This is a genomic window from Streptomyces sp. LS-MS-L19 (assembly GCF_058382285.1).
Genome location: NZ_JBYCLL010000001.1, coordinates 3405678 through 3430465 on the forward strand (window position 1 = coordinate 3405678; position 24788 = coordinate 3430465).

At 71.1% G+C, this 24788-nt stretch carries 20 protein-coding genes; 10 read left to right on the plus strand and 10 right to left on the minus strand.

The genetic code is table 11. The features are described from left to right. Positions 1–27: 27 nt before the first annotated feature. The 5 genes from AC2XR2_RS15015 to AC2XR2_RS15035 all read right to left on the minus strand — a co-directional run bounded on the left by AC2XR2_RS15015 (position 28) and on the right by AC2XR2_RS15035 (position 5097). Positions 28–1164 carry a serine hydrolase domain-containing protein gene (locus AC2XR2_RS15015; RefSeq protein WP_491515286.1) on the minus strand — a complete coding sequence of 379 codons (1137 nt, stop codon included), beginning with the start codon at positions 1162–1164 and terminating at the stop codon, positions 28–30. Positions 1165–1263: 99 nt separating this feature from the next. After that, positions 1264–3030 carry a TIGR03767 family metallophosphoesterase gene (locus AC2XR2_RS15020; RefSeq protein WP_491515287.1) on the minus strand — a complete coding sequence of 589 codons (1767 nt, stop codon included), beginning with the start codon at positions 3028–3030 and terminating at the stop codon, positions 1264–1266. 232 nt (positions 3031–3262) lie between these two features. Next, a complete protein-coding gene (locus AC2XR2_RS15025; RefSeq protein ID WP_491515288.1) occupies positions 3263–3709 on the minus strand; it encodes an NUDIX domain-containing protein in 447 nt (148 codons plus the stop codon). A 9-nt stretch (positions 3710–3718) separates the two neighbouring features. Continuing rightward, positions 3719–4636, minus strand: coding sequence for a pyridoxamine 5'-phosphate oxidase family protein (locus AC2XR2_RS15030; RefSeq protein ID WP_491515289.1), 918 nt, complete (start codon positions 4634–4636; stop codon positions 3719–3721). Positions 4637–4638: 2 nt separating this feature from the next. Then, positions 4639–5097 carry a VOC family protein gene (locus AC2XR2_RS15035; RefSeq protein ID WP_491515290.1) on the minus strand — a complete coding sequence of 153 codons (459 nt, stop codon included), beginning with the start codon at positions 5095–5097 and terminating at the stop codon, positions 4639–4641. A gap of 109 nt (positions 5098–5206) precedes the next feature. Here AC2XR2_RS15035 and AC2XR2_RS15040 point away from each other — a divergent pair, with 109 nt between their 5' ends. Together AC2XR2_RS15040 and AC2XR2_RS15045 are read left to right on the plus strand one after the other, a co-directional pair. After that, positions 5207–5749 (plus strand): CGNR zinc finger domain-containing protein, encoded by a 543-nt coding sequence (locus AC2XR2_RS15040; RefSeq protein WP_381299986.1) that lies wholly within the window; start codon positions 5207–5209, stop codon positions 5747–5749. 227 nt (positions 5750–5976) lie between these two features. Next, complete coding sequence (locus AC2XR2_RS15045; RefSeq protein ID WP_491515291.1) at positions 5977–9285, plus strand: S8 family serine peptidase; 3309 nt, start codon at positions 5977–5979, stop codon at positions 9283–9285. Between the two features lie 68 nt (positions 9286–9353). On the opposite strand, the gene AC2XR2_RS15050 is transcribed toward AC2XR2_RS15045, so the two are convergent. Both AC2XR2_RS15050 and AC2XR2_RS15055 read right to left on the minus strand, forming a co-directional pair. Beyond that, positions 9354–10067: a hypothetical protein gene (locus AC2XR2_RS15050; protein ID WP_491515292.1), complete on the minus strand. Its 714-nt coding sequence runs from the start codon at positions 10065–10067 to the stop codon at positions 9354–9356. A gap of 1 nt (position 10068) precedes the next feature. Continuing rightward, positions 10069–10602, minus strand: coding sequence for a sigma-70 family RNA polymerase sigma factor (locus AC2XR2_RS15055; protein ID WP_381299989.1), 534 nt, complete (start codon positions 10600–10602; stop codon positions 10069–10071). A gap of 304 nt (positions 10603–10906) precedes the next feature. On the opposite strand from AC2XR2_RS15055, the gene AC2XR2_RS15060 reads away from it, so the two are divergent. After that, entirely contained in the window at positions 10907–11926 is a 1020-nt protein-coding gene (locus AC2XR2_RS15060; RefSeq protein WP_381299990.1) for an aspartate-semialdehyde dehydrogenase, read from the plus strand. A 67-nt stretch (positions 11927–11993) separates the two neighbouring features. Here the strand turns inward: AC2XR2_RS15060 and AC2XR2_RS15065 are convergent, their stop codons facing one another. Then, positions 11994–12923 carry a ScbA/BarX family gamma-butyrolactone biosynthesis protein gene (locus AC2XR2_RS15065; RefSeq protein WP_381309124.1) on the minus strand — a complete coding sequence of 310 codons (930 nt, stop codon included), beginning with the start codon at positions 12921–12923 and terminating at the stop codon, positions 11994–11996. Positions 12924–13145: 222 nt separating this feature from the next. On the opposite strand from AC2XR2_RS15065, the gene AC2XR2_RS15070 reads away from it, so the two are divergent. From AC2XR2_RS15070 to AC2XR2_RS15085, 4 genes are all read left to right on the plus strand, one after another. Next, positions 13146–13775, plus strand: coding sequence for a ScbR family autoregulator-binding transcription factor (locus AC2XR2_RS15070; protein ID WP_381309126.1), 630 nt, complete (start codon positions 13146–13148; stop codon positions 13773–13775). Between the two features lie 18 nt (positions 13776–13793). Then, entirely contained in the window at positions 13794–14525 is a 732-nt protein-coding gene (locus AC2XR2_RS15075; protein WP_449351279.1) for an HAD family hydrolase, read from the plus strand. Then, positions 14522–15310: an SDR family NAD(P)-dependent oxidoreductase gene (locus AC2XR2_RS15080; RefSeq protein ID WP_491515293.1), complete on the plus strand. Its 789-nt coding sequence runs from the start codon at positions 14522–14524 to the stop codon at positions 15308–15310. The genes AC2XR2_RS15075 and AC2XR2_RS15080 overlap by 4 nt, the downstream gene beginning before the upstream one ends. 144 nt (positions 15311–15454) lie before the next feature. Beyond that, complete coding sequence (locus AC2XR2_RS15085) at positions 15455–16681, plus strand: MFS transporter (protein WP_381309134.1); 1227 nt, start codon at positions 15455–15457, stop codon at positions 16679–16681. Between the two features lie 549 nt (positions 16682–17230). On the opposite strand, the gene AC2XR2_RS15090 is transcribed toward AC2XR2_RS15085, so the two are convergent. Both AC2XR2_RS15090 and AC2XR2_RS15095 read right to left on the minus strand, forming a co-directional pair. Beyond that, positions 17231–18910 carry an AMP-binding protein gene (locus AC2XR2_RS15090; RefSeq protein WP_491515294.1) on the minus strand — a complete coding sequence of 560 codons (1680 nt, stop codon included), beginning with the start codon at positions 18908–18910 and terminating at the stop codon, positions 17231–17233. Between the two features lie 40 nt (positions 18911–18950). Further along, complete coding sequence (locus tag AC2XR2_RS15095; RefSeq protein ID WP_491515295.1) at positions 18951–19925, minus strand: nitroreductase/quinone reductase family protein; 975 nt, start codon at positions 19923–19925, stop codon at positions 18951–18953. A 365-nt stretch (positions 19926–20290) separates the two neighbouring features. Here AC2XR2_RS15095 and AC2XR2_RS15100 point away from each other — a divergent pair, with 365 nt between their 5' ends. From AC2XR2_RS15100 to AC2XR2_RS15110, 3 genes are all read left to right on the plus strand, one after another. Then, entirely contained in the window at positions 20291–21967 is a 1677-nt protein-coding gene (locus AC2XR2_RS15100) for an FAD-binding oxidoreductase (protein WP_491515296.1), read from the plus strand. Positions 21968–22052: 85 nt separating this feature from the next. After that, complete coding sequence (locus AC2XR2_RS15105) at positions 22053–23003, plus strand: aldo/keto reductase (protein WP_491515297.1); 951 nt, start codon at positions 22053–22055, stop codon at positions 23001–23003. Between the two features lie 558 nt (positions 23004–23561). Continuing rightward, the gene (locus tag AC2XR2_RS15110; protein ID WP_381308428.1) at positions 23562–24773 is read left to right on the plus strand and encodes a sedoheptulose 7-phosphate cyclase; all 1212 of its coding nucleotides are present in this window, start codon (positions 23562–23564) and stop codon (positions 24771–24773) included. Positions 24774–24788: the final 15 nt, after the last annotated feature.

Below are 24788 nucleotides of genomic sequence, written 5' to 3' on the forward strand. Positions count from 1 at the left end.
GCGTGCTTCCGGCCGGGGTCGGGGCGTCTACCTGCCGCAGAACTCCGCCTCGACCACCGCGTCGGTGTCCCCCGACCAGTCGCCGTTGAAGTTGAAGGCGAGGGAGTGCCGGCCGTCGGCCGTGGTCACGGCCACGGAGTTGGAGCCGTGGATGCCGCCGTCGTGGCCCCAGACATGGACCCCGCAGCTGAGCTTGCGGTCGATGAGCCCGAGGCCGTAGCCGGCGTTCGGGATCCCCTCGACGGTCACCGTGGCCTTCATCTCCTTCAGCTGCTTCGGCGGCAGCAGCCTGCCCTTCAGCAGGGCGGAGTAGAAGCGGTCGAGGTCGGCCGAGTCGGAGATCATCTCGCCCGCCGAGGAGGCCAGTGAGGGGTTCAGCCTCGTGACGTCGTACGTCGGTCCCGTCGCCGTCTGCGCGAGCTTGGAGTAGGCCCGGCTGCTGGGCCGCGGGACGGTGACGCGGGTGCCGGGGACCGAGGTGGCGGTGAGGTGGAGGGGCTCGATGATCCGGTCCCGGATCTCCTCGCCGTACGACCGACCGGTGACCTTCTGGATCACCATGCCGGCCAGCACGTAGTTGGTGTTGGAGTAGTTCCAGGAGGTGCCCGGCGCGAAGTCCGGCTGGTGGGCCATGGCCACCGCCACGAGCTGCTCGGGGGTCTTGGTGTCGTAACGGTGCCCGAGGAAGCCGTCCTTGAGGAAATAGGTGCGCCCGAAGGTCTCGTCGGCGGTGTAGTTGAAGATCCCGCTCGTGTGGTTGAGCAGCTGGCGCAGCGTGATCCGGCTGCCGTCGTGGCCGTTGCCGTGGACCACTCCGGGCAGCCACTTCTCCACGGTGTCGTCGAGCGACAGCCGTCCCTCCGCCTCCAGTCGGAGCACGACGGTGGAGACGAAGGTCTTGGTGATCGAGCCGACCCGGTAGCGGTCGTCCGCCGAACGCGGGGCGTGGGTGCGGAGGTTGCCCACCCCGGCGGTCGTCGACCAGGTGCGCCGGCCGTCCTTCGCAGTGAGCGTCACCCCGGGCACACCGTCCTTCACCGCGGCCCGGACGGCCTGCCGGGTGGCCTCGTGCGGGTCGGCCCCGGCCGCCATCGCCGGGGCGGCGAGGCCGGTCGCGAGCGCCACGGCGGTCGCCCCGACCACCACAGTCGTACGTACGGTCATGTCTTCCCCCTGTTCCGGCACGCTCGGCGAGCGCAATCGGCGGGAGAGACTCGGCACGGACAGGGAAGGTTGAGGTGGATCAAGGGGGTTGAGCCGGTTTCAGCCCTTCTTCAGTACCAGCTCCGTGTTGCGGTCCGCCGAGCCGCCGCCCAGCTTGTCGCTCGAGCCCGGGGCGTTGTAGGCCAGTTCGCGGTAGAGGGCGGCGAGGCCGGTCTGGGAGAGGTCGGTGAAGTCGGTGCGGTGGGGGGCCGCGGACTCGACCAGGGTGGTGAAGATCGAGAGGGTGCCGTCCTTGTTGTCCACCAGCTCGATGATCCGGGCCAGGTGCGGGAAGTCGATGTGGGAGGCGGTGGAGATCTCCCAGAAGGAGCGGCCGTCGGGGGCGGAGTGGGCGGTGATCACATTGCGGTGGATGTGACCGTTGACCCAGGCCAGGACGTTGCTGTGGCTCGCGAGGAGGGCGACGACGTCCTTGCCGCCGTAGCGCCGCTCGCCCGGGTGGGCCGGGTCCCGGCGCAGGTTGTCCATCGAGTCGCTGGTGTGGTGGCTGAAGACGACGACGAAGGAGTCCTTGTTCTCCCGCAGCGTCTGGTCCAGCCAGCGCAGCTGCTTGGTGCCGATGGAGCCCTGGTAGTGGCCGCCCGGGTCGGTGGTGTCGAGGCTGATGCCGATCACGTCGTCGGCGATGCGGAAGCTGTAGTACTGGGTGCCCGCGTCGAGGTTGGCGGTGGAGTAGCCGTGCCCGACCGGGCCCACACCGCGGTACGCGGGGTCGAGGTGGGCCTTGAGGTAGTCGCGGGCGGTGTAGGGGGCGCGCCGCTCGTCGGGGGTGACCGAGCGCATGTTCCGGGTGTGCGCCTTGAGCAGGTCGCGGAAGGCGTGGCCCTGGGGGTCGGAGGCCTTGCGGATCATGTCCTGGAGCTTCTTCGCCTCGGACGCGGGCAGCGACATCAGCTTCTTGCCGCCGACGGCGTACTCGGCGAGCCAGGAGTCGCCGTGGCCGTAGCAGCCGAGCGGCAGGCTGTCGTGGTTGCCGACCGTGGAGTACCAGGGGATGTTCAGGCCGGGGCTGTTGACCTCGCGGATGGCGGCGGCCAGGTAGCCCTGGAGGTGCGGGAAGCCGAGCTGCTTGTCCTGGTCGCGGGTGGTGGAGTCGGGCTGCCAGTACTGCTTGAGGCCGCTGTTCTGGACGCCTTCGTAGTGGCGCGGGTCCCCGGAGTTGGGGGTGATCCGGCCGCCGCTCATGACGGTGAGGAACCAGTCGAGCTCGGTGTGGGAGTTGTTGTCGGTGTTGTCGCCGGTCGTCATGGCGAACTGGAGCGGGGCGCCGGTGACGGGTCCGCCGCGCAGCGCGTTGATCCGCTCGACGAGCGAGATCGCGCCGGGCACGGTGAGCGCCTCCTGGGGCCGCCAGCTGTGCACATCGGTCGAGCGCAGGTACTCCAGGCGCGCCGGGTGCTGGCTGTCCATCAGGTGCAGGTCGGTGAACTGCACGAAGGCGGCCAGCGAGGTGCGGCGGCCGGCCCGTCCGGACTTCGGGGCGGCGAGCTCGGAGCGCACCGTGCGGCTCCAGCCAGGGCCGTCGCCGAGGCGCCGGTAGCCGGAGGAGGTGCGGGGGGCGGCGATGGAGGCGACGGTGGTGCCGCGGGTGTACGGGGCGAGGGGGGCCTCGACCGGGGCGGCGGCCCGGTGGACGGTCCGGGTCATCGGCGCCCCGGCGGCACCGGTGGTCGTCGCGGCCTGGCTGTCGGTGGGCCGCAGGGCGTAGCCGACGCCCGCGGAGGCGGCGGCCGCGCCCGCGGCGGCGAGGACGGTACGGCGGTGGACCGCCGGCGTGGTGCTGGCGACAGAGCGTATGCGCGACATGGCGCGATCTCCCCGAGTGCGAACTGCGTCGGCAGTGGTCGCGGGTGATCGCGTTCGCGAACAACCCGCTCGCTCTGGATGCTTGGCACCGGGAATGACCTGCGCGTGAACGAGACGGCAACGCGCAACGCCGATCACCGTACGTGGATCTTCGCCCACCCCGCGCGTTCGGGAGCGCTCGTCGAACGGCCGGGGGGCGGTCACGCCGTGTTCATCTTGCGGGGTACGACACCTAGTCCGCGGGCCGCCCGGTCACCGGCCGCTCGCGCCACAGCCGCAGGCCGAAGTCGACCATGGGCACCCGGTTCAGCGCGGGTACCGCGTCCAGGTCGTGCCATGCGGCCATGTCGGTGGAGCCGCCGACTTCGTACCGCAGTTCGCCGCCGGTGACGCGGGCCTCGTACATGAGCCCCACGTGGTGCTGGTCGGTCCTGCGGCCGAAGCGGCGGCGGGACGGGAAGCGCACCGAGCGCACCCCGAGCAGCCCGGTGACCTCGACGCGGTACCCCGTCTCCTCCGCCACTTCCCTCAGCACGGTGTCATGGAGGTCCTCGCCGTGGTCCATGCCGCCACCGGGCAGCGTCCATTGGTGCCGGCCGTGGTTGAGCCAGCGGGCCAGCAGGATCTGTCCGTCGCGAACACACACGGCGTAGGCCGCCACCCTCAACTTCTTGCGCATACGGGCAAGTTAGCCCGCCGGGTCCGGATTGGCCGGTGAGTATTCGGGCGCGGACCAGCGCAGCGGGACGGCGGACGGGGTCTCGATCGCCTCCCGCAGGGTGAAGCGGACCCTGCGTTCCGGACCGAACTCGGTGTGCGCCTCGCCGGTCAGTTGCAGTGCGGTGCCGGTCGTCCAGTCGAGGAAGAGCAGTCCGGCCCGGGGGTCCGCGGCGAGGTTGCCGAGGGTCAGGAACATGGAGTTGCCGGGGTAGTCGGGCCAGCTGAGCTCGTTCGGCGAATCGACCCGTACGAAGCCGGGGTTGCCGCCCCGGTGGCTGACGTCGGCGCCGCCCCGGTGACCGACGGAACCCTCGTCGTCGGCCCCCTCCTCGTGCACGGTGGCCAGGAAGAAGGTGTCGGCGAGGGCGACGAACCCGGCCTGCTCGTCGGTGAGTTCGGCGGTGCGCCGGGGCTCGTCCGGTCGGCGGTCCGGCACGAGCTCGAAGGACTCCCTTCGCTGGAGGTACCTCGGGCAGTTCGCGAACACCTGGTCGGCGTCCACCGCGAACCCCCGTGCGGTGGGCGTGAGTCGGCCGTTGAGACGCATCCGGCGGCGGGTGCGGGGGGCGAGGGCGATGGTGCCGACGGGGGTGCCGGGTGTGCCGAAGGCCGTCGCGAGGGGGTCGGAGGGCGGTAGTGCGGTGGTGACCGAGATGCGGTGCGGGCCCGTCGCCCGCACGAAGCCCGGCGTCCCGGTGAGCGGGGAGGCCCAGACCCGGCCCGTCGAGGGATCCGCCGCGCCGACGACCAGCAGCGGCTGGAGCTCCAGGAAGGCCGCCGCGACCTCCCTGATGCCCCGGCCGACCGAGCGGCCCACGTGATCGGCCTGCGCACGCACCCCGACCCGGTCCTGCACGGCCCGCGAGCCCGCGTGATAGACGCCCATGACTAGAAGAACCCGCAGGTCGGAGCCGTACCGGAAGGTGCGGGTGCGCCTTCGGCGCCGCTCGGCACGGAGATCTCCAGGCGGGTGCCGTCGGGGTCGTGGAAGAAGATGCCGCCCGACCCGGCGCCCTCGCGGTGGGCGACCACGCCGTCGTGGGCGAAGTCGGCGCCGTAGGCCCGCAGCGCCTCCTCGTACTCCCTGACCCGCTCGATCGAGTCCGCCTCCAGGGCCAGGTGGTGCAGGCCCGCGCGGTCGGGGCCGTACGGCTGCCCGGCCTGCTGCCAGAGGGTGAGGGCGAGCCGCTCGCCGTCGCCGAGGAAGGCGTAGCGGCGGCCGCCTGAGGGTCCGTCCTCCTCCTTGCCCTCGGTGAGCAGCGAGAAGCCGAGGACGTCCCGGTAGAAGGCGAGCGAACGGTCGAGGTCGGTGACGTTCAGGCCGATGTGGCCGGTGCGCAAGGTCACGGCTGTCCCCTTCAACTTGGTTAACCCTTGTAGGTGACTTTAAAGGTTAGAAGAGCCGTGCGCAACCAGTCACGTACACTTGACCGGTTAGAACGAAAGGGAGCCCCCCATGCCCGCCACCCGCGACCCCCGCCCGCTCACCGGCGAACCGCTCGCGCTGGACCTGCTCAACACGCAGTGGATGAGCGACGGAACCCTCCAGGACCTGCTCGCCGACGTCGGCGGTCTCGCGGTGTGGCTCGACTCGACCGGGCTGAGCGGCGCGCACGCCCCCGACAGCCGGATGCTGCGGAACGTGCGGCAGGCCCGGGAGGCCGTGCGGGCCGCGGTGGACGGGTCGCCACAGGAGGGGGCGCCGCTGGTCGACGCCGTGCTCGGACACGGCCGGGTCCGCCTCTCGCTGACCCCTCAAGGGCCCGTCGAACTGCCCGAGTTGAGCGACCCCGCGTGGGGCCCCGCCTGGCTCGCCGCCCGCAACTACCTGGAACTGCTCGACACCGCGCCCGACCGGATCCGCTCATGCGCCCACGAGTCGTGCGTGCTGCACTTCTTCGACACGTCGAGGAACGGCACCCGGCGCTGGTGCTCGATGGCGACCTGCGGCAACCGCGCGAAGGCGTCCCGGCATTACGCGCGCACCAAGGAAGCGTGAAGGCCATCGGGGCGAATTGACCGCTTCCTCACGCACCTTCACCGATGTCCCAAAGGGCATCGCGGGTTTTCCCCATACACCCATATCGATTCGGTCAACTCTCCCTAAACATCCTTCCCATGCGTAAAGCTGAGCGGTCATCCGGGGTCTTCTTCCGGATCACCGTGGCCAGGACCGATCGGTCCCGGTCACACACCCGCTCGTTCCTTTACCTACAAGGGATGCCGATGACCCTCACCCCCCAGCGCGCCCCGATATCGGGCGCGAGACGTGTGGCGCGCATAGCAGCGGCCGCCGGACTGGTCGCCGCGCTGTCCGCGGCGGGGCCGATACCCATGGCCTTCTCCGCAGACGCGGGCACCACCCCCGCGGCGTCGGACCCGGGCCTCAAGTCCGCCGACCAGAAGCTCGGTTCGGACGACGCCGACGCGCTCGCCGAGGCCAAGGCCGCCGGCGACAAGAACATCACGCTCATGGTGGCCACCGCCCCGGGGAAGACCGAGCAGGTCGCCGACCAGCTGGACGCGGTCAAGGGCGGCTCGGTGGGCCGGACCTACGACAAGCTCGGCTACGTCCGCGCCACCGTCCCCACCGGCAAGGCCGACTCGGCCATCGCCGCCGCCGCGAAGCTCTCCTCCGTGCACGGCATCGACGTCAAGCAGGACATCCCGCTGGACGACCCGACGCCGAGCGCCGACACCGCCAAGGGCGCCGCGAGCAAGGGCACCAAGGCCTACCCGGCGCCGGGCAGGAAGACCCCGGCCACGAACCCGTACAACCCGTCCTTCGAGACGGGCGCCGTCGACTTCGTCGAGGACCACCCGAAGGCGGACGGCCGCGGAGTCACCATCGGCATCCTGGACTCGGGTGTCGACCTCGGCCACCCGGCGCTCCAGAAGACCACCACCGGTGAGCGGAAGATCGTCGACTGGGTGACGGCGACCGACCCGATCACCGACAGCGACGGCACCTGGCGCGCGATGACCACCTCGGTCTCCGGCCCCAGCTTCAGCTACGGCGGCCAGACCTGGACGGCGCCCGCCGGGTCGTACCAGGTCAACCTGTTCCGCGAGTCCGTGACCGCGGGCGGCGACGCCAAGGGCGACGCGAACCGCGACGGGGACACCACCGACAGCTGGGGCGTGCTCTACGACGCCGCCGCCGGCACGGTCCGCGTCGACCTGAACAACAACCACGACTTCGGTGACGACACCCCGATGAAGCCGTACAAGAACGGCTTCCAGATCGGGTACTTCGGCACCGACGACCCGTCCACCGACGTGGTGGAGCGCCAGCCGTTCGTCGTGGAGATCCGCAAGGACGTCCCGATGGACCCCTACGGCGGTGACTGGGTCGGCCAGAAGCGCGACTTCGTCAACATCGGCGTCATCGAGTCCGAGCACGGCACCCACGTGGCCGGCATCACCGCCGCCAACGGCCTGTTCGGCGGCAAGATGAACGGCGCGGCCCCGGGCGCGAAGCTCGTCTCCTCCCGTGCCTGCACCTGGACCGGCGGCTGCACCAACGTGGCGCTGACCGAGGGCATGATCGACCTCGTCGTCAACCGCGGCGTCGACATCGTCAACATGTCGATCGGCGGCCTGCCGGCGCTGAACGACGGCAACAACGCGCGTGCCGAGCTCTACACGCGCCTCATCGACACCTACGGCGTCCAGCTGGTGATCTCCGCGGGCAACTCCGGCCCCGGCGCGAACACCATCGGCGACCCGGGCCTGGCCGACAAGGTCATCTCGGTCGGCGCGACCATCTCCAAGGAGACCTGGGCCGCCAACTACGGCTCGGCCGTGGAGAAGAAGTACGCCATGATGCCGTTCTCCTCGCGCGGTCCGCGTGAGGACGGCGGCTTCACGCCGACCCTGTCGGCCCCCGGTGCCGCGATCAACACCACCCAGACCTGGCTGCCGGGCTCCCCGGTCGCCGAGTCGGGCTACACGCTGCCGGCCGGCTACTCCATGCTCCAGGGCACCTCGATGGCCTCCCCGCAGGCCACCGGCGCCTCCGCGCTGCTCATCTCGGCCGCCAAGCAGAAGCACATCGCGCTGACCCCGGCCACCCTGCGCACCGCCCTGACCTCGACCGCCGACCACATCAAGGGTGTGCAGGCGTACGAGGAGGGCGCGGGCCTCATCGACATCGTGGACGCGTGGGACTCCATCAAGGACGGCGCCACCGCCCACGACTACACCGTCAAGGCCCCGGTCGACACCGCGATCGACCAGCTCCTGAAGACCCCGGGCTACGGCACCGGCATCTACGACCGCGAGGGCGGTCTGAAGGCCGGCCAGAAGAAGACGTACGACGTCACCGTCACCCGTACGTCCGGCGCGGACAAGGCGCTCCGCCACGAGCTGTACTTCGAGAACAACGCCGGTGACACCTTCCGGATCCTCGGCAAGGACGACATCAAGCTCCCGCTGAACCAGCCGGTGACCGTCAAGGTCCAGGCCCAGCCGAGGTCCGCGGGCCTCAAGAGCGCGATCCTGGTCGTCGACGACCCGAGGACCGAGGGCGTCGACCAGCAGATCCTGAACACGGTCGTGGTCTCGGCGCCGGTGAAGTACACCTGGTCCGCGTCGAACACCGTGCAGCGCAACAGCACCCAGTCGTACTTCGTGACCGTGCCCGCGGGCGCCAAGTCGCTGGAGGTCGCGATCGGCGGGCTCAAGGACAAGAGCCAGACCCGCTTCATCGCCATCCACCCCTACGGCGTCCCGGTCGACGTCACCAGCACCCCGAACTGCTACAACAACTACCTCGACGGCAACGGCTGCAAGCCCGACGCCCGTTCCTACGCCGACCCGCAGGCCGGTGTCTGGGAGATCGAGGTCGAGTCGCGCCGCACCTCGCCGCTGCTCGACAACCCGTACAAGCTGGACGTCGCCGTCTACGGCGCGGTCTTCGACCCGGAGACCGTGACCGTCCCCGAGGCCAAGGTCGGCACCCCGGCCACCGCCTCCTGGAAGGTGACCAACACCCTCGCCGCGATCGACGGCAAGCTGGCCGGCGGCCCGCTCGGCTCGTCCAAGACGGCCCGCCCGACCATCGCCGAGGGCGCCACCCAGACCACCACGGTCGAGGTGCCCGCGGGCGCCACGTCGCTGGACGTCGCCATCGGCAACGTCTCCGACGTCTCCGCCGACCTGGACCTCACGGTCTACAACGCGGCCGGCACCGTGGTCGGCCAGTCCGCCGACGGCGACTCCGAGGAGGCCGTCTCGGTCGCCTCGCCCGCCGCCGGTACGTACACCATCGAGGTCGTGGGCTACTCGGTCCCGGCCGGCTCCACGGCGTACGACTACCAGGACGTGTTCTTCTCCAGCGCCCTGGGCACCGTCACCGTCGCCGACACCCCGGTCAAGCTCGCCACGGGTGCCTCGACCACCGTCTCCGGCAGCGTCACCGCCCTGGCGCCCGCTCCGGAGGGCCGTGAGTTCTTCGGCCAGGTCAGCCTCGTCAACGCGCGCGGCACCGTCGCCGGCCTCGGCAACGTGAAGATCGAGAAGGTCACGCCGTAACACTTCTCCGTACGGCGATCGAAGGGGCGGGCGTCCGTGAGGGCGCCCGCCCTTTCCCGTGCCCCGGTTCAGCAGGGCAGCGTGCGCGACTCGGGCAGCGAGGCGGTGATCCAGGCCCGCTCCAGGGCGATCTCCTTCTCCCCGACGACCCAGTGGTCGGGACTCGGTGAGCCCCCGGGCACGCCGAACAGGACGCGAGTGCCCTTGGTGAGGGGTTCGGGAAGGTCGTACTCGCCGATCACGTAGGTGAGGTCACCGGCGCCGCGGTTCGGCTTGTAATAGCGGGTGACGTGCACGGTGACCTGTAGTTCTCCGCCGGCGGGCAGCTCCTTGACGGCGGTGACCTCGCCCTCGGCGACCGTCGTGGCGCAGGCCAGATAGGCCGGGCTGCCGAAGCGGACCCCTGCCTCCGCCTTGGAGTCCGAGTCGGCGCTGGAGCTCGCGTCCTGGTTCATCCCGCCGCTGTGCCCGAGGAGCCAGCCGAGCCCCGTGACGACACTCGCGGCGGCGGCCACGGCGAGGGTGCCGAAGGCCAGGGTGCGGACGCGGCGGCGGGCCGGGGAAGGCCGTAGCCGCGCGGGAACGGGTTTCGGCTGGGGCGGCGGTTCGGCGAGGGTCTCGCCGAGGATGCCGAGCTGCTCCCTCAGCAGCGCGATGTCGGCCTCGGCGGCCCGGTACCCGGCCAGGAAGGCGGCGTCCGCGAGGGCCTCGTCGGCCGGCTCCTCACCGGTGATCGCGGCCATGAGCGCGTCGCTGTCGTACGTCTCGTTCTCGGCGCTCATGTCACACCACCTCGTCCTCGTGCAGGCGGGCGCGCAGGGCCCGGACCGCCGTGTGCAGGCGGCTCTTGACCGTGCCCTCCGGGACGCCCAGCTCCTGGGCGATCGAGCGCACCGGCAGGTCGGCGAAGAACCGCAGCACGAGGACCTGGCGCTGCTGGTCGGGCAGCTCGTCCAGGCCCTGCGCGACGGAGAGGGACAGCACGCTGGTGTCCTCCCCGGAGGGGAGCTCGTGCTGCCTGAGCGAGGCCAGCCGCTCCCCCAGCCGCTCCTGGCGCTTCTTCGCCCGGTGCCAGTCCATGGCGAGGTTGGAGGCGACGACGGCGGCCCACGCGGACACGTCCCGCGGCGCCTCGTAGCCCTTGGCCGCCCGCTCCAGCAACCGCAGGCGGACCTGCTGCACCCCGTCCGGCAGGTCCGCCTGCGGCACCCCGCCCAGCGCGAGCACCGCTCGCACCCGGCGTTCCTGCGCCGCGTCCAGGGGATCCCCTTGCTGTTCCCCCTGGCCACGGCGGACGATTCTGCGCAGCACAGACACCCTCCCCTCACCGCGTTTCTCCTACGACGCGGGTGGCGCCGGAAACGTTCGGCCGGGGCCGGGAGAATTTCTCCGAGGCGTACGTCACACCGGGCGCGGCGCGCCGCACGGCTTGCGGCGCGGAGCCGCAGGAGGGCGAATTTCTCCAGCTCAGCGGGGGTGCGACGCGAGTTCCGCAACCGGTGATCGTGAGCCCGCGTCCCAGCCCTCGGGCATGGAGGACAAAGAATTGGACAGGCTGACCCGGGTCGGCCGCATGATGGAAAAGCCGCAGACACATCCAGGACACGCAGAGGGAGTCACCGTGAGGGTCGGAATCGTCGGAGCCACCGGTCAGGTCGGCACGGTCATGCGCGGGATCCTCAAGGAGCGGAACTTCCCGGTCACGGAGCTGCGCCTGTTCGCCTCGGCGCGCTCGGCGGGCTCGGTCCTGGACGGCGTGACGGTGGAGGACGCGGCGACGGCGGACTACACCGGCCTGGACATCGTGCTGTTCTCCGCGGGCGGCGCGACCTCGAAGGCGCTGGCCGAGAAGGTCGCCTCGCAGGGCGCGGTCGTGATCGACAACTCCTCCGCCTGGCGCAAGGACCCCGAGGTCCCGCTGGTCGTCTCCGAGGTGAACCCGCACGCCATCGCGGACCGCCCCAAGGGGATCATCGCCAACCCGAACTGCACCACGATGGCCGCGATGCCGGTCCTGAAGGTGCTGGACGCGGAGGCGGGCCTCCAGACGCTGATCGCCACCACCTACCAGGCGGTGTCCGGCTCGGGCCTCGCGGGCGTGGCCGAGCTGCACGGCCAGGTGCAGAAGGTCGCCGCCGACGCGGACAAGCTCACCCACGACGGCAGCGCGGTCGACTTCCCCGAGCCGCAGGTCTACAAGCGGCCCATCGCCTTCAACGTCCTGCCGTTCGCCGGCAACCTCGTCGACGACGGCCTGAACGAGACCGACGAGGAGCAGAAGCTCCGCAACGAGTCCCGCAAGATCCTGGAGCTCCCCGAGCTGAAGGTCTCCGGCACCTGCGTACGCGTCCCGGTCTTCTCCGGCCACTCCCTCCAGATCAACGCCCGCTTCGCCCGCCCCATCTCCCCGGAGCGCGCGACGGAGATCCTGGCGGGCGCCCCCGGCGTGACCCTCTCGGACATCCCGACCCCCCTCCAGGCCGCCGGCCAGGACGCCTCCTTCGTCGGCCGTATCCGCCGCGACGAGACGGTCGACAACGGCCTCGCCCTGTTCGTCTCCAACGACAACCTCCGCAAGGGAGCCGCCCTGAACGCGGTCCAGATCGCGGAGCTGGTGGCGGCGGAACTGTCCGCGAAGTAGGTCTCCCGCTTCTCCTCGCGCGTGGGGTGGCCGCCCGGCTCGGGCGGCCACCCCACGCGTCTTTCTGTCACAGGGCGGCCGCGGTCTCCAGGGTGACGTCGGCGGAGAAGATGCGCAGACCGTTCTGTTCCAGGCTGACCAGGACCCGGCGCCGGCCCCGCGAGTCGGAGGGCAGCCGGTCCGCCCAGACCGAGCAGGGCGCGTCGAACTCGGCGTACCGGGTGAACTCGGTCTCCATCCCGACGACCGTCGAGGGACGCTCGGTCACCGCGTGGGCGGCCTGGCGGGCGGCCTCCAGCAGGAGCATGCCCGGGGCGTGGTCGACGGGGTGGTCGAAGAGGACGGGGTGCGCGAGGTCCACGCGCAGCTGCCAGCGGCCGGGCCGGTCGGTGGCGGAGAGCACCACGTCCTCGGGGCGGGTGCGGGCCACCAGCTCCGGATCGATCGGCGAGCCCGGCGGCAGGGCACGGGCGACGGCGTGGGCGAGGTCGGCGTAGCGGCCGCGCAGGCGCTGATGGACGGCGGGCGGCTGGTTGTTGAAGCGGGTCCGGGCAGTCCCCAGCCGCTGTCCTCCCAGCGCCACGTCCACGGCCATGGTCAGCGCGGCCAGCCGTGGACCGCGGCGGACTATGTCCGAGCAGGTGATGCGCAGCTCCAGTTGGGCCGGGGCTGTGGTGACCATCATCGCGACGGTGTTGAGGTCGAAGCGCAGATGCTCCCAGGCCTGGCGGTGGCCGAAGGGGACGCCGTAGGCGACGTGCGAGAGCAGCGGTACGGCCTGGCGGACGGACTCGGCGAGCAGCAGCGGGTCGTGGAGCCCGTGGACCGGGTGGTAGAAGGAGTGCGTCCGCGGCCAGTGGGCCGTGACGCTGTAGGAGTCGGGGGCCAGGACGCGCCACGACGAGAGCAGGACCTCTGCGCCGTTGCTCTTGTGCACATGGTTCTGCTGCACGGACATCACGGGACCGGCCAACTCCTGCTGGAACACTCCGGACATGCTTCCCCCAGTAAGTTCGGATGTGTGAAGGCGTCTCCAGGACGCCTTCACACAACATAAAGAGCGTTCTGTTTTGAAACTTCAAGGACAGGTAAAGGATTCTTCATCACTAGGTCAACCTCAGGGGAGAGCTTTTCCATCTCCCCAGGCCCGAGGGGTTGCCAAAGGTGACCTCTCGGCAGATAACATAAGGAGCGTTCTACATTTTGGGAGGTGTGGCCGATGACCGGCGCAAAGCAGGAGCGTGCAGTGCAGACCCGCGAAACGCTCCTACTGGCGGCGGCTGAGGTCTTCGACGAGTTCGGCTACGCCGGGGCGAGCGTCAACCGGATCCTCAAGCGGGCCGGGCTGACCGCCGGAGCGCTCTACTTCCACTTCGAGTCCAAGGAGGGCCTGGCCCGGGCGGTGATGAACAGTCAGCCCAAGACCATCGTCCCGCTCCTGGACTCGCACGGGCTCCAGCGCCTCGTGGACATCACTCTCACCTGGGCCCGTCGGCTCCAGAGGGACCCCCTGCTGCGGGCCGGTGTCCGGCTGACCAACGAGCAGGCGTCCTTCGGCCTCCAGGACGCCACCCCGTACCGCGAATGGGCGGGGATCATGGCGGCCTGCCTGCGGGAGGCGCACGAGCGCGGGGAGTTGCAGGCCGGGGTGGAGCCGGACGAGGTGGGCGAGTTCATCGTCGAGGCGTGTACCGGCATGCAGATGTTCTCGGCCGTGGCGAGCGGCCGCACCGACCTGATCGAGCGCGTCACGAGGATGTGGCGGCTGCTCCTGCCCGGCATCGCGGTCCCGACGATCGTCGCACGCACCGAGACCGGCGCTGATCGCGCGTACAAGTCGGCGGCCTGACCGTTCCACGGAGGATCGATGTCCCTGCCCCCACCCGCCTCGCGCGGTTTCGGCCGCCTGAGACTGGCGGCCCTCAATATCGACGGAGTACTGCTGAACGACACGTTCAGCCCTGTGATCCACCGCTTCATCACCGGCCGCGGTGGCCGGTACACGGCCGAGCTGGAACGCTCGGTCTTCTCCCGGCCGCAGCGCGTCGCGGGGCGCAACATGGCTGCCGCGCTGCCCGGCGGCATGACCGGCGAGGAGGCGCTGGCCGCCTACTTCGAGGAGCGGGACGCCTATCTCGTCGAGCACCCGGTCGCCCTGACGCCGGGCGCGATCGCCCTCGTCGAGCGCCTGCGGGCGCTGGGCCTGCGCACGGTGTGCTACGGCGGACTCGGCGCCGAACACTTCGACCGGTTCCTCGGCGACTGGGCCGAACTGTTCGACGGGCCTCGCTACGTGTGCACCAACGACTTCAGGCCCGGGCTGCACGAGATCACCACCGAGATCTTCGGACTGAGGCCCGACGAGGCGGTGTTCGTGGACGACGTGGCCCGAGTGGCAGACACCGCACGGGAGTTGGGGGCCGGCTTCATCGGGCACCCGACGGACTTCGTCCACAGTTTCCAGCCGCGGCTGATGCGGGAGGCGGGCGTGCGGCACCTGGTGGACTCGCTGGACTCCATCGACGAAACGTTGCTGCAGACCGTCGACGCGGAACTGACCGACGGCACGTTCTGGCTGAGCGAGGCGGCGCCGGTATGAGCAACACCCGGCCGGCATCCGGCACTTCACTCGCACTGGACGGCAAGGTCGCCATGATCACCGGTGCCTCCAGCGGGATCGGAGCCGCCGCCGCGCGGCTGTTCGCCCGGGAGGGGGCGGCCGTCGTGGTGACGGCCCGGCGCGACGAGCGGTTGCGGGAACTGGCGGAGGAGATCACCGGCGCCGGCGGGCGGGCCCTGGCCGTGCCCGGGGACATCACCTCCGCCGAGGACGTCGAGCGGGTCGTACGCGCCGCCGTCGACACCTTCGGGCGGCTCGACTGCGCCTTCAACAACGCGGGGTTCGCCACCGCGGGCACCGTGCTGCACGAAACCGGCCAGGACATCTACGAACGGACCATGGACGTCAATGTGCGCGGCGTCTGGAACTGTCTGTCCCACCAGATCCCCGAGATGCTCAAGTCGGGCGGCGGCACGATCGTCAACACCTCCAGCGTGGCCGGACAGCGGGCGACGGGTGCCTCGGCGGCGTACGTGGCCGCCAAGCACGCGGTCCTCGGGCTCACCCGGGCCGCCGCGGCGGAGTACGGGCAGCGCGGCATCCGCGTCAACGCCCTCGTGGTCGGCAGCACCCGGACCGAGATGATGGACCAGGTCATCCAGGCGGTGCCGGAGCTGAAGGAACGTTTCGAGGACGAGACGCTCCAAAAGCGCATGGCCGACCCCCAGGAGGTGGCCCAGGCCGCCGTCTGGCTGTGCGGCGAACGTTCCTCGTTCGTCACCGGCGCGGCCATACCGGTCGACGGAGGTACCACGGCCGCCTGACTTCCGAGAGCGCCACCGGTTGCCCCACATTCTTCAACTCCATTGAATCCGGAGCTACTTGGGGCAGTCGGCGGCGACAGGAGGCACACCTCGCTGATCTCCTTGCGACATACGAGTCGTCGTACGTCAGCGAAGGAGTCAGCCGTGTCAGCCGTGTCCCGGACCATAGCGACCACCCACCTGGTCAGGAACCGCCCACCGCACCGCCCACCCTCCGCGCACCGGGCCGCGCTCGGCGTCCTGGGGCTGAGCGCGTTCGTGGTGGGCACCGCCGAGTTCGTCGCCGTCGGTGTGCTGGACCGGATCGCCGACGGGCTGCATGTCTCCGTCACCAACGTGGGCCTGCTGGTGACCGCGTACGCGCTCGGGGTCTGCGTCGGCGGCCCCTCGCTGACCGCGCTGACCATCCGGGTGCCACGCCGGCTGCTGCTGTGCTGTGCGCTGGCGGTCTACGCGGCCGCCAACGCGCTGGCCGCGCTCGCCGGCTCCTTCGCCGTGCTGGTGGCGGCACGCGCGGTCGCCGGAGCCGTTCACGGGCTGTTCGTCGGGGTCGCGTCGGCCGCCGCCGCGAGCCTGGTCGGGACCGAGCGCAAGGGGCGTGCGGTGGCCGTCGTCTTCGGCGGCATCGCCGCCGCCAACCTGCTCGGCGTGCCGCTGGCCACGTACGCGGGCCATGTCATGCCGTGGCAGTCGGTGTTCGCGGGCATCGCCGTGCTGGCCTGTGTCGCGCTGTGCCTGACGCTCGCGGTGCTACCGCAGGTCGAGAACAGCGGTCAGGGCGAACTGCGGGCCCAGACGCGGTACGTGCTGACCGCACCGCCGCTGCTCGCCCTGTTCACGGCGGTGCTGCTGTTCTGCGGCCAGTTCACCGTCTTCACGCTGCTCGGCACCTATCTGCAGAAGGTCACCGGGGTCTCCGGCAGCGCGGTCGGCGGCTATCTGCTGGTCTTCGGCGCCGCCGGAACCGTGGGGACCCTGGCCGGCGGCCGCTTCGCCGACCGGGACGCCGGTACGACCCTGCGGGTGGCCGGCGTGGTGCTGGCGGCGGACCTCGCGGTGCTCTACGCGGTCGGCTCCGAGCCCGCCGCCGTCGCCGTCTGTCTGGCCGTGTTCGGCCTGTTCGGCTTCGGCCTCGCCCCCGCCCTGCAACTTCGCACCATCGAACTGGCGGGCCCGGCCGGCGACCTGGCCTCGACCCTCGGCGCCTCGGCCGGAAACGCCGGCATCGCGGCCGGCTCGGCCATGGCCGGCTGGTACGGCGCCCGGTACGGCGTCACCGGCCTCCCCCTGGCCGGCGCGGCGATCTGCACGCTGACCCTGCCGCTGCTGTGGACACTGCGCCGGGTACGCCCGACGACAGCGGACGCCTGAGCGGAGCCCGGTGGACCGGGTCGCGGAGGGTCCGGCGACCCGGGACCCTGCCGGGGGCCCGCACCCGGAGCCGCCCGGGTCCCGGCCCGGACCGACCGCGCCACGGACGCTCGACCGACGACCGCGTCCTGAGGCCGGATCACCGGACCCGGCACGAAACCGACAACGACCGCGCACCCGTCCGACCGAGCCCCCACCTGAACCGACCACACCCCGAGACTGACGCGCCCCAACCCGACACGTGCCGCCAGGACAGGGGAGACGACACTGCGCCGACGGAGTCCTGGACGCCCACGAACCCGACAACGACCGCGCACCCATCCGACCGAGCCCCCACCTGAACCGACCACACCCCGAGACTGACGCGCCCCAGCCCGACACCGGCCGCCAGGGCCGGGAAGGTGGCGCTGCGCCGGTCAGTTCCGCGGACTCGGCCCGCCACGGGCCTGCAGCAGGCCGACGGTTGGGGGGCCGGCAGGTTCCGGATTCTGCACACCACCGCGGCCGTCGCCCGAGTCGGGCGACGGCCGCGGTGGTGTGGAGGTCGGGTCAGCGGAAGTCCTCCTCGCGGTACTCGGCGTCCGAGCCGACTGCCGTGGCCTCGCGCAGTTCGATGCGGCGGATCTTGCCGGAGACGGTCTTGGGCAGCGGCGCGAACTCCAGGCGGCGGATGCGTTTGTAGGGCGCCAGCACGTGCCGCGAGTGCTCGAAGAGGGCCTTCGCGGTGTCCGGACCCGGCTCCCAGCCCTCCGCCGGCACCACGTACGCCTTCGGCACCGCGAGCCGCAGCTCGTCCGGCGCGGGCACGACGGCCGCCTCGGCCACCGCCTCGTGCTCCAGCAGGGCACTCTCCAGCTCGAAGGGGCTGATCTTGTAGTCGGAGGCCTTGAAGACGTCGTCGCTGCGGCCGATGTAGGTCAGATAGCCGTCCTCGTCCCGCGAGGCCACGTCGCCGGTGCGGTAGTAGCCGCCGGCCATCGCCTCCGCCGTACGGTCGGGGTCCCCGTGGTAGCCGGTCATCAGGCCGACGGGGCGGACCGACAGGTCCAGCGCGATCTCGCCCTCGGCCGCACCGGGCGCGCCGGACACCGGGTCGAGGAGCTCCACCTTGTAGCCGGGGCTGGGGCGGCCCATGGAGCCGGTCTTCAGCACCTGTCCGGGGCTGTTGGAGACCTGCACGGCCGTCTCGGTCTGCCCGAAGCCGTCCCGGACGGTGACGCCCCAGGCCCCCCGGACCTGCTCGATCACCTCGGGGTTCAAGGGCTCCCCCGCCGCCACCGCCTCGCGCGGCGGGGTGCGCAGCTGCGTGAGGTCGGCCTGGATGAGCATGCGCCACACCGTCGGCGGCGCGCAGAAGGTCGTCACACCCGCGCGGTCCATCTCCGCCATCAGGCGGGCCGCGTCGAAGCGCGTGTAGTTGTGGATGAAGACGGTGGCCTCCGCGTTCCAGGGTGCGAAGAGGTTCGACCACGCGTGCTTGGCCCAGCCGGGCGAGGAGATGTTGAGGTGCACGTCACCGGGCCTGAGCCCGATCCAGTACATCGTCGCCAGATGGCCGATCGGATACGACACATGACTGTGTTCCACCAGCTTCGGCAGGTCGGTCGTCCCGGAGGTGAAGTAGAGCAGCAGGGCCGTGTCCGCCGGAGTGGGACCGTCGGGGACGAAGTCGGCGGCCGCCGTGCGGAGTTCGTCGTACGGCAGCCAGCCCGCCTCCGGCTCACCACCGACCGCGATCCGGGTGTAGCCGCCGGGCACGTCGTCGAATTTCGCGGTGTCCGAGGCCCGTACGACCACGTGGCTCACCCGGCCCCGGCCGACCCGGTCGGCGAGGTCCGCGGGGCCGAGCAGCGGGGTGGCCGGGACCAGCACCGCGCGCAGCTTCATCACGGCCAGCGCGGTCTCCCAGAGCTCCGCCTGGTTGCCGAGCATCACCAGGACCCGGTCACCGGCCCCGACCCCGGCCGACCGCAGCCCGACGGCGACCCGGTTCGAGCGCTCGGACAGCTCGGCGAAGGACAGCCGGCTCTCGCCGCCGTCCTCCTCGACGATGTGCAGGGCGGTACGGCCGTTGCCCTCGGCGATGACGTCGAACCAGTCCAGCGCCCAGTTGAAGTGCTGGGGCCGAGGCCAGTCGAAACCCTCGTACGCCCCCGTGTAGTCCTCGCGACGGGCCAGCAGGAAGTCCCGGGCGGCCCGGAACTCCTTGGTGGCTACGGTTTCCGGCACAGTGTCTCCTCTTTCCTCCGGCTCTCCTGCGACAGCCGTCTCAGCCGACCGGGACCAGCTCCACGACCGGGATGTCACGGCCCGTACGGCCCCGGAACTGCGCGAAGTTCGGATCCTGGGCGGTCTGCAGCCGCCACAGTTCCTCGTGCTCGGCCGCGGGCACCGGCTCGGGCCGGGCGAGGAAGCGACGCTCGCCGGGCAGCTCGACCGTGCCGGTTCCCGCGGCGATCAGGTTGCGATACCAGGCGGGGTGACTGTCGGCCCCGCCGTTGGCGGCGAAGACGATGTGCCGGCCCCCGTGCTCCAGATGCACCAGCGGGGTGGTGCGGACCACACCGCTGCGCCTGCCCTTGGTGCTGAGCAGCAGCAGCGGCACCTCACCGAAGTCGGCCACCCGACCGCCGTTCGCCCGGAATTCCTGGATGACGTTCCGGTTGAACGGATTGCTGTTGACGGACTCCTCCACGCTTTCGGGCCGGTAGGCGTCCCAGTTCTCCTCGGGGAGGTAGAGCCGGGTACTGGTCGTCTCCTCGAACGGCATTCCTTCGGGCATGTTGATGAGTTCCATGTGCAGACCCCACGGCGTGACGAAGTAGACCCAGCGGTCGCCCGCGATGGGGCCGTCGGTGATCGTCTCCGGCTCGCCGAGAATGGTGACCCCGGGGACTTCCCGCAGATACGCCACGGCCTTGTCGACGTCGTCGACGTACAGGGCGAAGTGGTGGCCGCCCAGGTCGCTGTTGCGGGGCTGCCGGCGGTCCTGGTCGGGCGAGGTGTACTCGAACAGCTCCAGGTTGGTCACCGGTCCCAGGCGCAGCATCGCGATCTGCGCCGAGGCGTTCGGGTGGACGCCGAGCTTGCGGGTCATCCAGTCGCCCTCGGTGTCCTCCACCGGGCCCAGCCGGTAGGCGAGTTCGGCGCCGATGACGTCGACGAAGAAGCTCACGGCCTGGTCCAGGTCGGGCACGGTGTAGGCGATGTGGTGGACGGCCCGGGCTCCGGGAAGTGTGCTCACGATGGGCTCCGTTCGGGCTCGGTCCGCCCCGGGGCGGACGCGTGTGTGCCGGGCTCTCGTACCCGGGCTCGCCGGAAGCCTGCGCGCCGCGGCGCGCCCGGACAAGGGCGAGTTGCAGAAGTCGGCGGACATGCCGAAGTAGCCACGACGGGTTGGCGTTCCGGGCGCCGGTGATGTTGAGATGGAGACCGTCGAAGCGCCGTCGGCCGCACATTCCGCCGGGCGCACCGAATATCTCTCGCACGTTTTCCGTGCATTCCTTGCGTACGCGTCCCACATTTTCCGAGCTCTCCGATTCATCGGATTTCTCCGAGTCTCTGAACAGCGTCGAACGATTGCGAAAACGGGGGTCAATGATGGGTGATTTGAAGAGACGGCGGTTCGTGGGGCTCGGCTCCGGGATCGCGTTCACGGCCGCGGCCGGCGGCGGCCTCGCGACGGCGCCTCACGCCCGCGCCGCCGACGGTACGGGCGCCTCGGCCGTCACGGCCGTCACGGCGCAGAAGGCCGCCTCGGCCGTCGCGGTGACACCCTCCGACAGCCGGTACCCGGACCTGATATCCGGCAACAACCAGCGGTGGACGTCGAGTCCGGACAAGGTCGTGCTGCCCCGGACGACCGCCGAGGTGGTCACCGCGGTGCAGGAGGCGGTCACCGCGGGCAAGCGGCTGTCCGTCTGCGGCGGCGGCCACTGCTTCGAGGACTTCGTCTTCAACGCGGACATCAAGGTCAACATCAACATGGGCCTGATGAACGCGGTCTCGTTCGACAGCTCGATGAACGCCTTCAAGGTCGGCGCCGGAGCCACCCTCCTCGACGTCTACGAGGCGCTGTACGAGGGCTGGGGTGTGACGATCCCGGCCGGCATCTGCCACAGCGTGGGCGTCGGCGGCCATGTCACCGGCGGCGGCTACGGCAACCTGTCCCGGCAGTACGGACTGACCGTCGACCATCTGCACGCGGTCGAGGTCGTCGTCGTGGACGCCTCCGGCACGGCACGCAGCGTGGTGGCCGCCCGTGACTCCGCCGACTCGGCGCTGCGCGACCTGTTCTGGGCGCACACCGGAGGCGGTGGCGGCAGCTTCGGTGTGGTGACCGCGTTCTGGTTCCGCACTCCGGGTAGGACCGGCGCGGCCGAAACCCTGCTGCCGAAGGCGCCCTCCAAGATCTTCCTCACGCTGGCGGGCTGGCCCTGGGAGAAGGTCACCCAGGACGGTTTCAGACGCCTGGTCGAGTACTGGGGCACCTGGTTCGAGGAGCACAACACCCCTGGTACGACGGCCGGTTCGCTGTACTCCTGGCTGATGCTCAACCACCGCGACAGCGGCTCGATGGGCGCGGTGGTCCAGCTCGACGCCTCGCTGCCGGACGCGGCGAGCGTGCTGTCGGACTTCCTGGCCGGGATGGACGCGGCCCTCGGCCTGAGCTCGGCGACCGTCCGGCACGACGGCATCCCGGACTCGCAGTACACCAGCACCCGCCTGATGCCGTGGCTGCGCGGCACCAAGTACATCGGCGCGATCTCGCCGACCCAGCTGGACCCCACCACCCGGGGCTGCCACAAGTCGGCGCATCTGCGGCGGCGCACCCCGCAGGCGCAGATCGACGCCATGTACGCCCACCTGACCAGTACGGACAAGCCGAGCACCATGACCGGCATCGTGCTGTCCGCGTCGGGCGGCAGGATCGCGAGCGTGTCGTCGACGGCGACGGCGGTCGCCCAGCGCGACGCGATCATGAAGGTGAACTTCGAGAGCCGCTGGTACGACAAGGCCGACGACACGAAGAACGTCGGCTGGATCCGCGAGGCGTTCGGCGCCGTGTACGGCGACACGGGCGGGGTCCCCGTCCCGAACGACGTGACCGACGGCTGCTACATCAACTACCCCGACGGCGACCTGTCCGACCCGGCGTTCAACCGCTCTTCGGTGGCCTGGCACGACCTGTACTGGAAGCAGAACTACGCACGCCTCCAGCAGGTCAAGCGCGCCTGGGACCCCAGTGACGTGTTCCACCACCGCCAGTCGATCCGCCTCCCCTGACGTTCCTCCCCCTGATCTGTCTGATCCATCCGATCCGCCCGATCTGTCTGATACCCAACCCCCCTCTACAACACTGGAGTTGAAGATGCGTACCACCACCCTCGGCAAGAACGGTCCTGTCGTAGGCCGCGTGGGCCTGGGCACCATGGGCATGTCCTTCGGTTACGACCCGCACGGCTGGGACGACGACGCCTCGGTCAAGGTGATCCACCGCGCCCTCGACCTCGGCGTCAACCTGATCGACACCGCGGACGTGTACGGCCCGTTCACCAACGAGGAGCTGGTCGGCCGCGCGCTCAAGGGCCGCCGGGACGAGGCCGTGCTCTCCACCAAGGGAGGTCTGGTCGTCGACGAGAACGGCCTGGGCCTCAACGGGCGTCCCGAGCACCTGTCGGCCGCCGTGGACGCGAGCCTGCAGCGGCTCGGCGTCGACCACATCGACCTGTACTTCCTGCACCGCGTGGACCCGACGGTCCCGCTGGAGGAGAGCTGGGGCGCCCTCGCCGAGCAGGTCGCGGCCGGCAAGGTGCGCGCGCTGGGCCTGTCCGCGGTGACGCTGGAGCAGGTCAAGGCGGCGCAGGCCGTGCACGAGGTGGCGGCCGTGGAGTCCGAGGCCTCCCTGTTCACGCGGGACGCCTTCGCGGACGTGCTGCCGTACACCGTCGAGCAGGGCATCGCCTTCCTGCCGTTCTCGCCGCTCGGCCGCGGGCTGCTCACCGGTGCCTTCACCAAGCCGGCCGACCTTCCCGAGGACGACTGGCGCAGCACCCAGCCGCGGTTCACCGGGGAGGCGTTCGCGCACAACAAGGCGATCGTCGACGCGGTCGCGGCCGTGGCCGACCGCCACGGCGCCACCACGGCCCAGGTCGCCCTGGCCTGGCTGCTGGCCCAGGGCGAGTACGTGGTTCCGATCCCCGGCACCAAGACCGAGCGCTACCTGGAGCAGAACGCCGGCGGCGCGGATGTCGCGCTCACCGCGCAGGACATGGTCGAACTGGACGCCCTGCCCGAGCCGCTGGGCGCCCCGGAGGCCTGATCCGCGCCGGCACCGACTTCGGCGGGCGACCCCCGCCGGACCACCCTGTCGACGCCGGGCCGGGCGATCCCCGGCCCGGCGTCGCGGGGGCGACCCGATGGGCGCACGACCGACCCGGCAACGGCCGTCGCAGCGGGGAGCGGGGCCATGTCCGCCACGCGCCCCGCACCCGGCCGGACCCGCACTCGGACACGGGGCACCACCAGCCACACCCCCCGCGCGCCCACCATCCCCACGCCGACCCCGGCGACCGGCGACCGCAGCCGAGACCCACCGAAGAGACGCGTCCGGCCCCCGGCCCGCCAGGACGAGTTCGCCTCACGGCGGGTCCCGCACCACCACAGTCCCGCACCACAGCGAACCCCGCCGGACGGCAAGCCCCCCCCCCCACAGCGAACCCCGCCGGACGGCACCCCCCCCCCCAGCGGCCCCCGCGCCACGGCGAACCCCGCCCCACAGCGCCCCTCACCCCACCCGGTCCCCGCCCGGCCCGGCGTCCGCCCACCGGCTCCGATGCCCCCTCCCGATGCCCAAGCCCGCAGAGGAAGAGAACCGCACATGACCGAGATCACGACGAACCGGCCGTCGCGGCTGACGTCCGGCTTCGACATACCCCGGCCCCCGGGCCTGACCTGGTACGTCCAGGCCCAGCAGCCCGTGGGCTACGAGATTTCCCTCACCCGGGGACTGCTCAACCCCGCCAACCCGGCGCTCGCCAAGGCTGTCGGCGCCGACAACCGCGACGGTGTCCGAGCCCTCGTCGTCGTCGACAAGGTGGTCGACGACCTGTACGGCACCGCCCTGCGGAGTTACTTCACCGCCTGGCAGGCCGACGCGACCTGGCTGGTCATGCCCGGCGACGAGGAGACCAAGGCCCTGGAGCAGGTCGTCGAGGTGACCCGGGCCATGACCGAGATGGGCATCCTGCGCCGTACCGAGCGCGTGGTCGTGGTCGGCGGCGGTGTCCTGATGGACGTCGTCGGCATGGCGGCCAGCCTCTACCGGCGCGGCGCACCCTACGTACGGGTGCCCACCACCCTCGTCGGCCAGGTGGACGCGGGCGTCGGCGTGAAGACCGGCGTCAACCACGGCACCCACAAGAACCGCCTCGGCACCTACTTCGCCCCCGAAGTCACCCTGATCGACCCGGAGTTCCTGCGCACGGTGCCGCACCGGCACATCGCCAACGGTCTCGCCGAGATCATCAAGATGGCGCTCATCAAGGACGCGGATCTCTTCCACCTCCTGGAGGAGACGGTCGCGCAGATCTCCAGCGACACCCTCGCGGACTGCGGTGCGGACATGCGCGAGGTCGTCTCGCGGGCCATCGCCGGCATGCTCGACGAGCTGGAGCCCAACCTGTGGGAGAGCGTGCTGGAGCGCTCGGTCGACTACGGGCACACCTTCAGCCCGTCCCTGGAGCTGCGGGCCGACCCGCCGTTGCTGCACGGCGAGGCCGTCGCCGTCGACATGGCGGTGTGCGTGGCCCTCGCGACGGGCCGCCAGTATCTGTCGCCGGCCGATGCAGGCCGGGCGCTCGCCCTGATCGCCGCCGCCGGACTCCCGCTCACCCACCCGGTGTTCACCGCCGAACTGCTCCAGATCGGCCTGGCCGACGCGGTCAAGCACCGCGACGGTCTGCAGCGCCTCCCCCTCACCGACGGCATCGGCTCCTGCGTCTTCGTCAACGACGTGACGCCCGCCGAACTCGCCCGCGCGCTGGAGTTCGTGCACGCCTACGCGGACCGGACGGACGGGTCGGCCCCGTGAGCGCCCGGGGTCCGA

What these genes read in the sequence shown, in the direction of transcription:
- AC2XR2_RS15080 (WP_491515293.1), top strand. Translation starts at nt 14,522, where the DNA reads ATGAGCAACACCCGGCCGGCATCCGGCACTTCACTCGCACTGGACGGC.
- AC2XR2_RS15045 (WP_491515291.1), top strand. Translation starts at nt 5,977, where the DNA reads ATGACCCTCACCCCCCAGCGCGCCCCGATATCGGGCGCGAGACGTGTG.
- AC2XR2_RS15040 (WP_381299986.1), top strand. Translation starts at nt 5,207, where the DNA reads ATGCCCGCCACCCGCGACCCCCGCCCGCTCACCGGCGAACCGCTCGCG.
- AC2XR2_RS15030 (WP_491515289.1), bottom strand. Translation starts at nt 4,636, where the DNA reads ATGGGCGTCTATCACGCGGGCTCGCGGGCCGTGCAGGACCGGGTCGGG.
- AC2XR2_RS15105 (WP_491515297.1), top strand. Translation starts at nt 22,053, where the DNA reads ATGCGTACCACCACCCTCGGCAAGAACGGTCCTGTCGTAGGCCGCGTG.
- AC2XR2_RS15110 (WP_381308428.1), top strand. Translation starts at nt 23,562, where the DNA reads ATGACCGAGATCACGACGAACCGGCCGTCGCGGCTGACGTCCGGCTTC.
- AC2XR2_RS15020 (WP_491515287.1), bottom strand. Translation starts at nt 3,030, where the DNA reads ATGTCGCGCATACGCTCTGTCGCCAGCACCACGCCGGCGGTCCACCGC.
- AC2XR2_RS15050 (WP_491515292.1), bottom strand. Translation starts at nt 10,067, where the DNA reads ATGAGCGCCGAGAACGAGACGTACGACAGCGACGCGCTCATGGCCGCG.
- AC2XR2_RS15025 (WP_491515288.1), bottom strand. Translation starts at nt 3,709, where the DNA reads ATGCGCAAGAAGTTGAGGGTGGCGGCCTACGCCGTGTGTGTTCGCGAC.
- AC2XR2_RS15065 (WP_381309124.1), bottom strand. Translation starts at nt 12,923, where the DNA reads ATGTCCGGAGTGTTCCAGCAGGAGTTGGCCGGTCCCGTGATGTCCGTG.
- AC2XR2_RS15070 (WP_381309126.1), top strand. Translation starts at nt 13,146, where the DNA reads ATGACCGGCGCAAAGCAGGAGCGTGCAGTGCAGACCCGCGAAACGCTC.
- AC2XR2_RS15075 (WP_449351279.1), top strand. Translation starts at nt 13,794, where the DNA reads ATGTCCCTGCCCCCACCCGCCTCGCGCGGTTTCGGCCGCCTGAGACTG.
- AC2XR2_RS15015 (WP_491515286.1), bottom strand. Translation starts at nt 1,164, where the DNA reads ATGACCGTACGTACGACTGTGGTGGTCGGGGCGACCGCCGTGGCGCTC.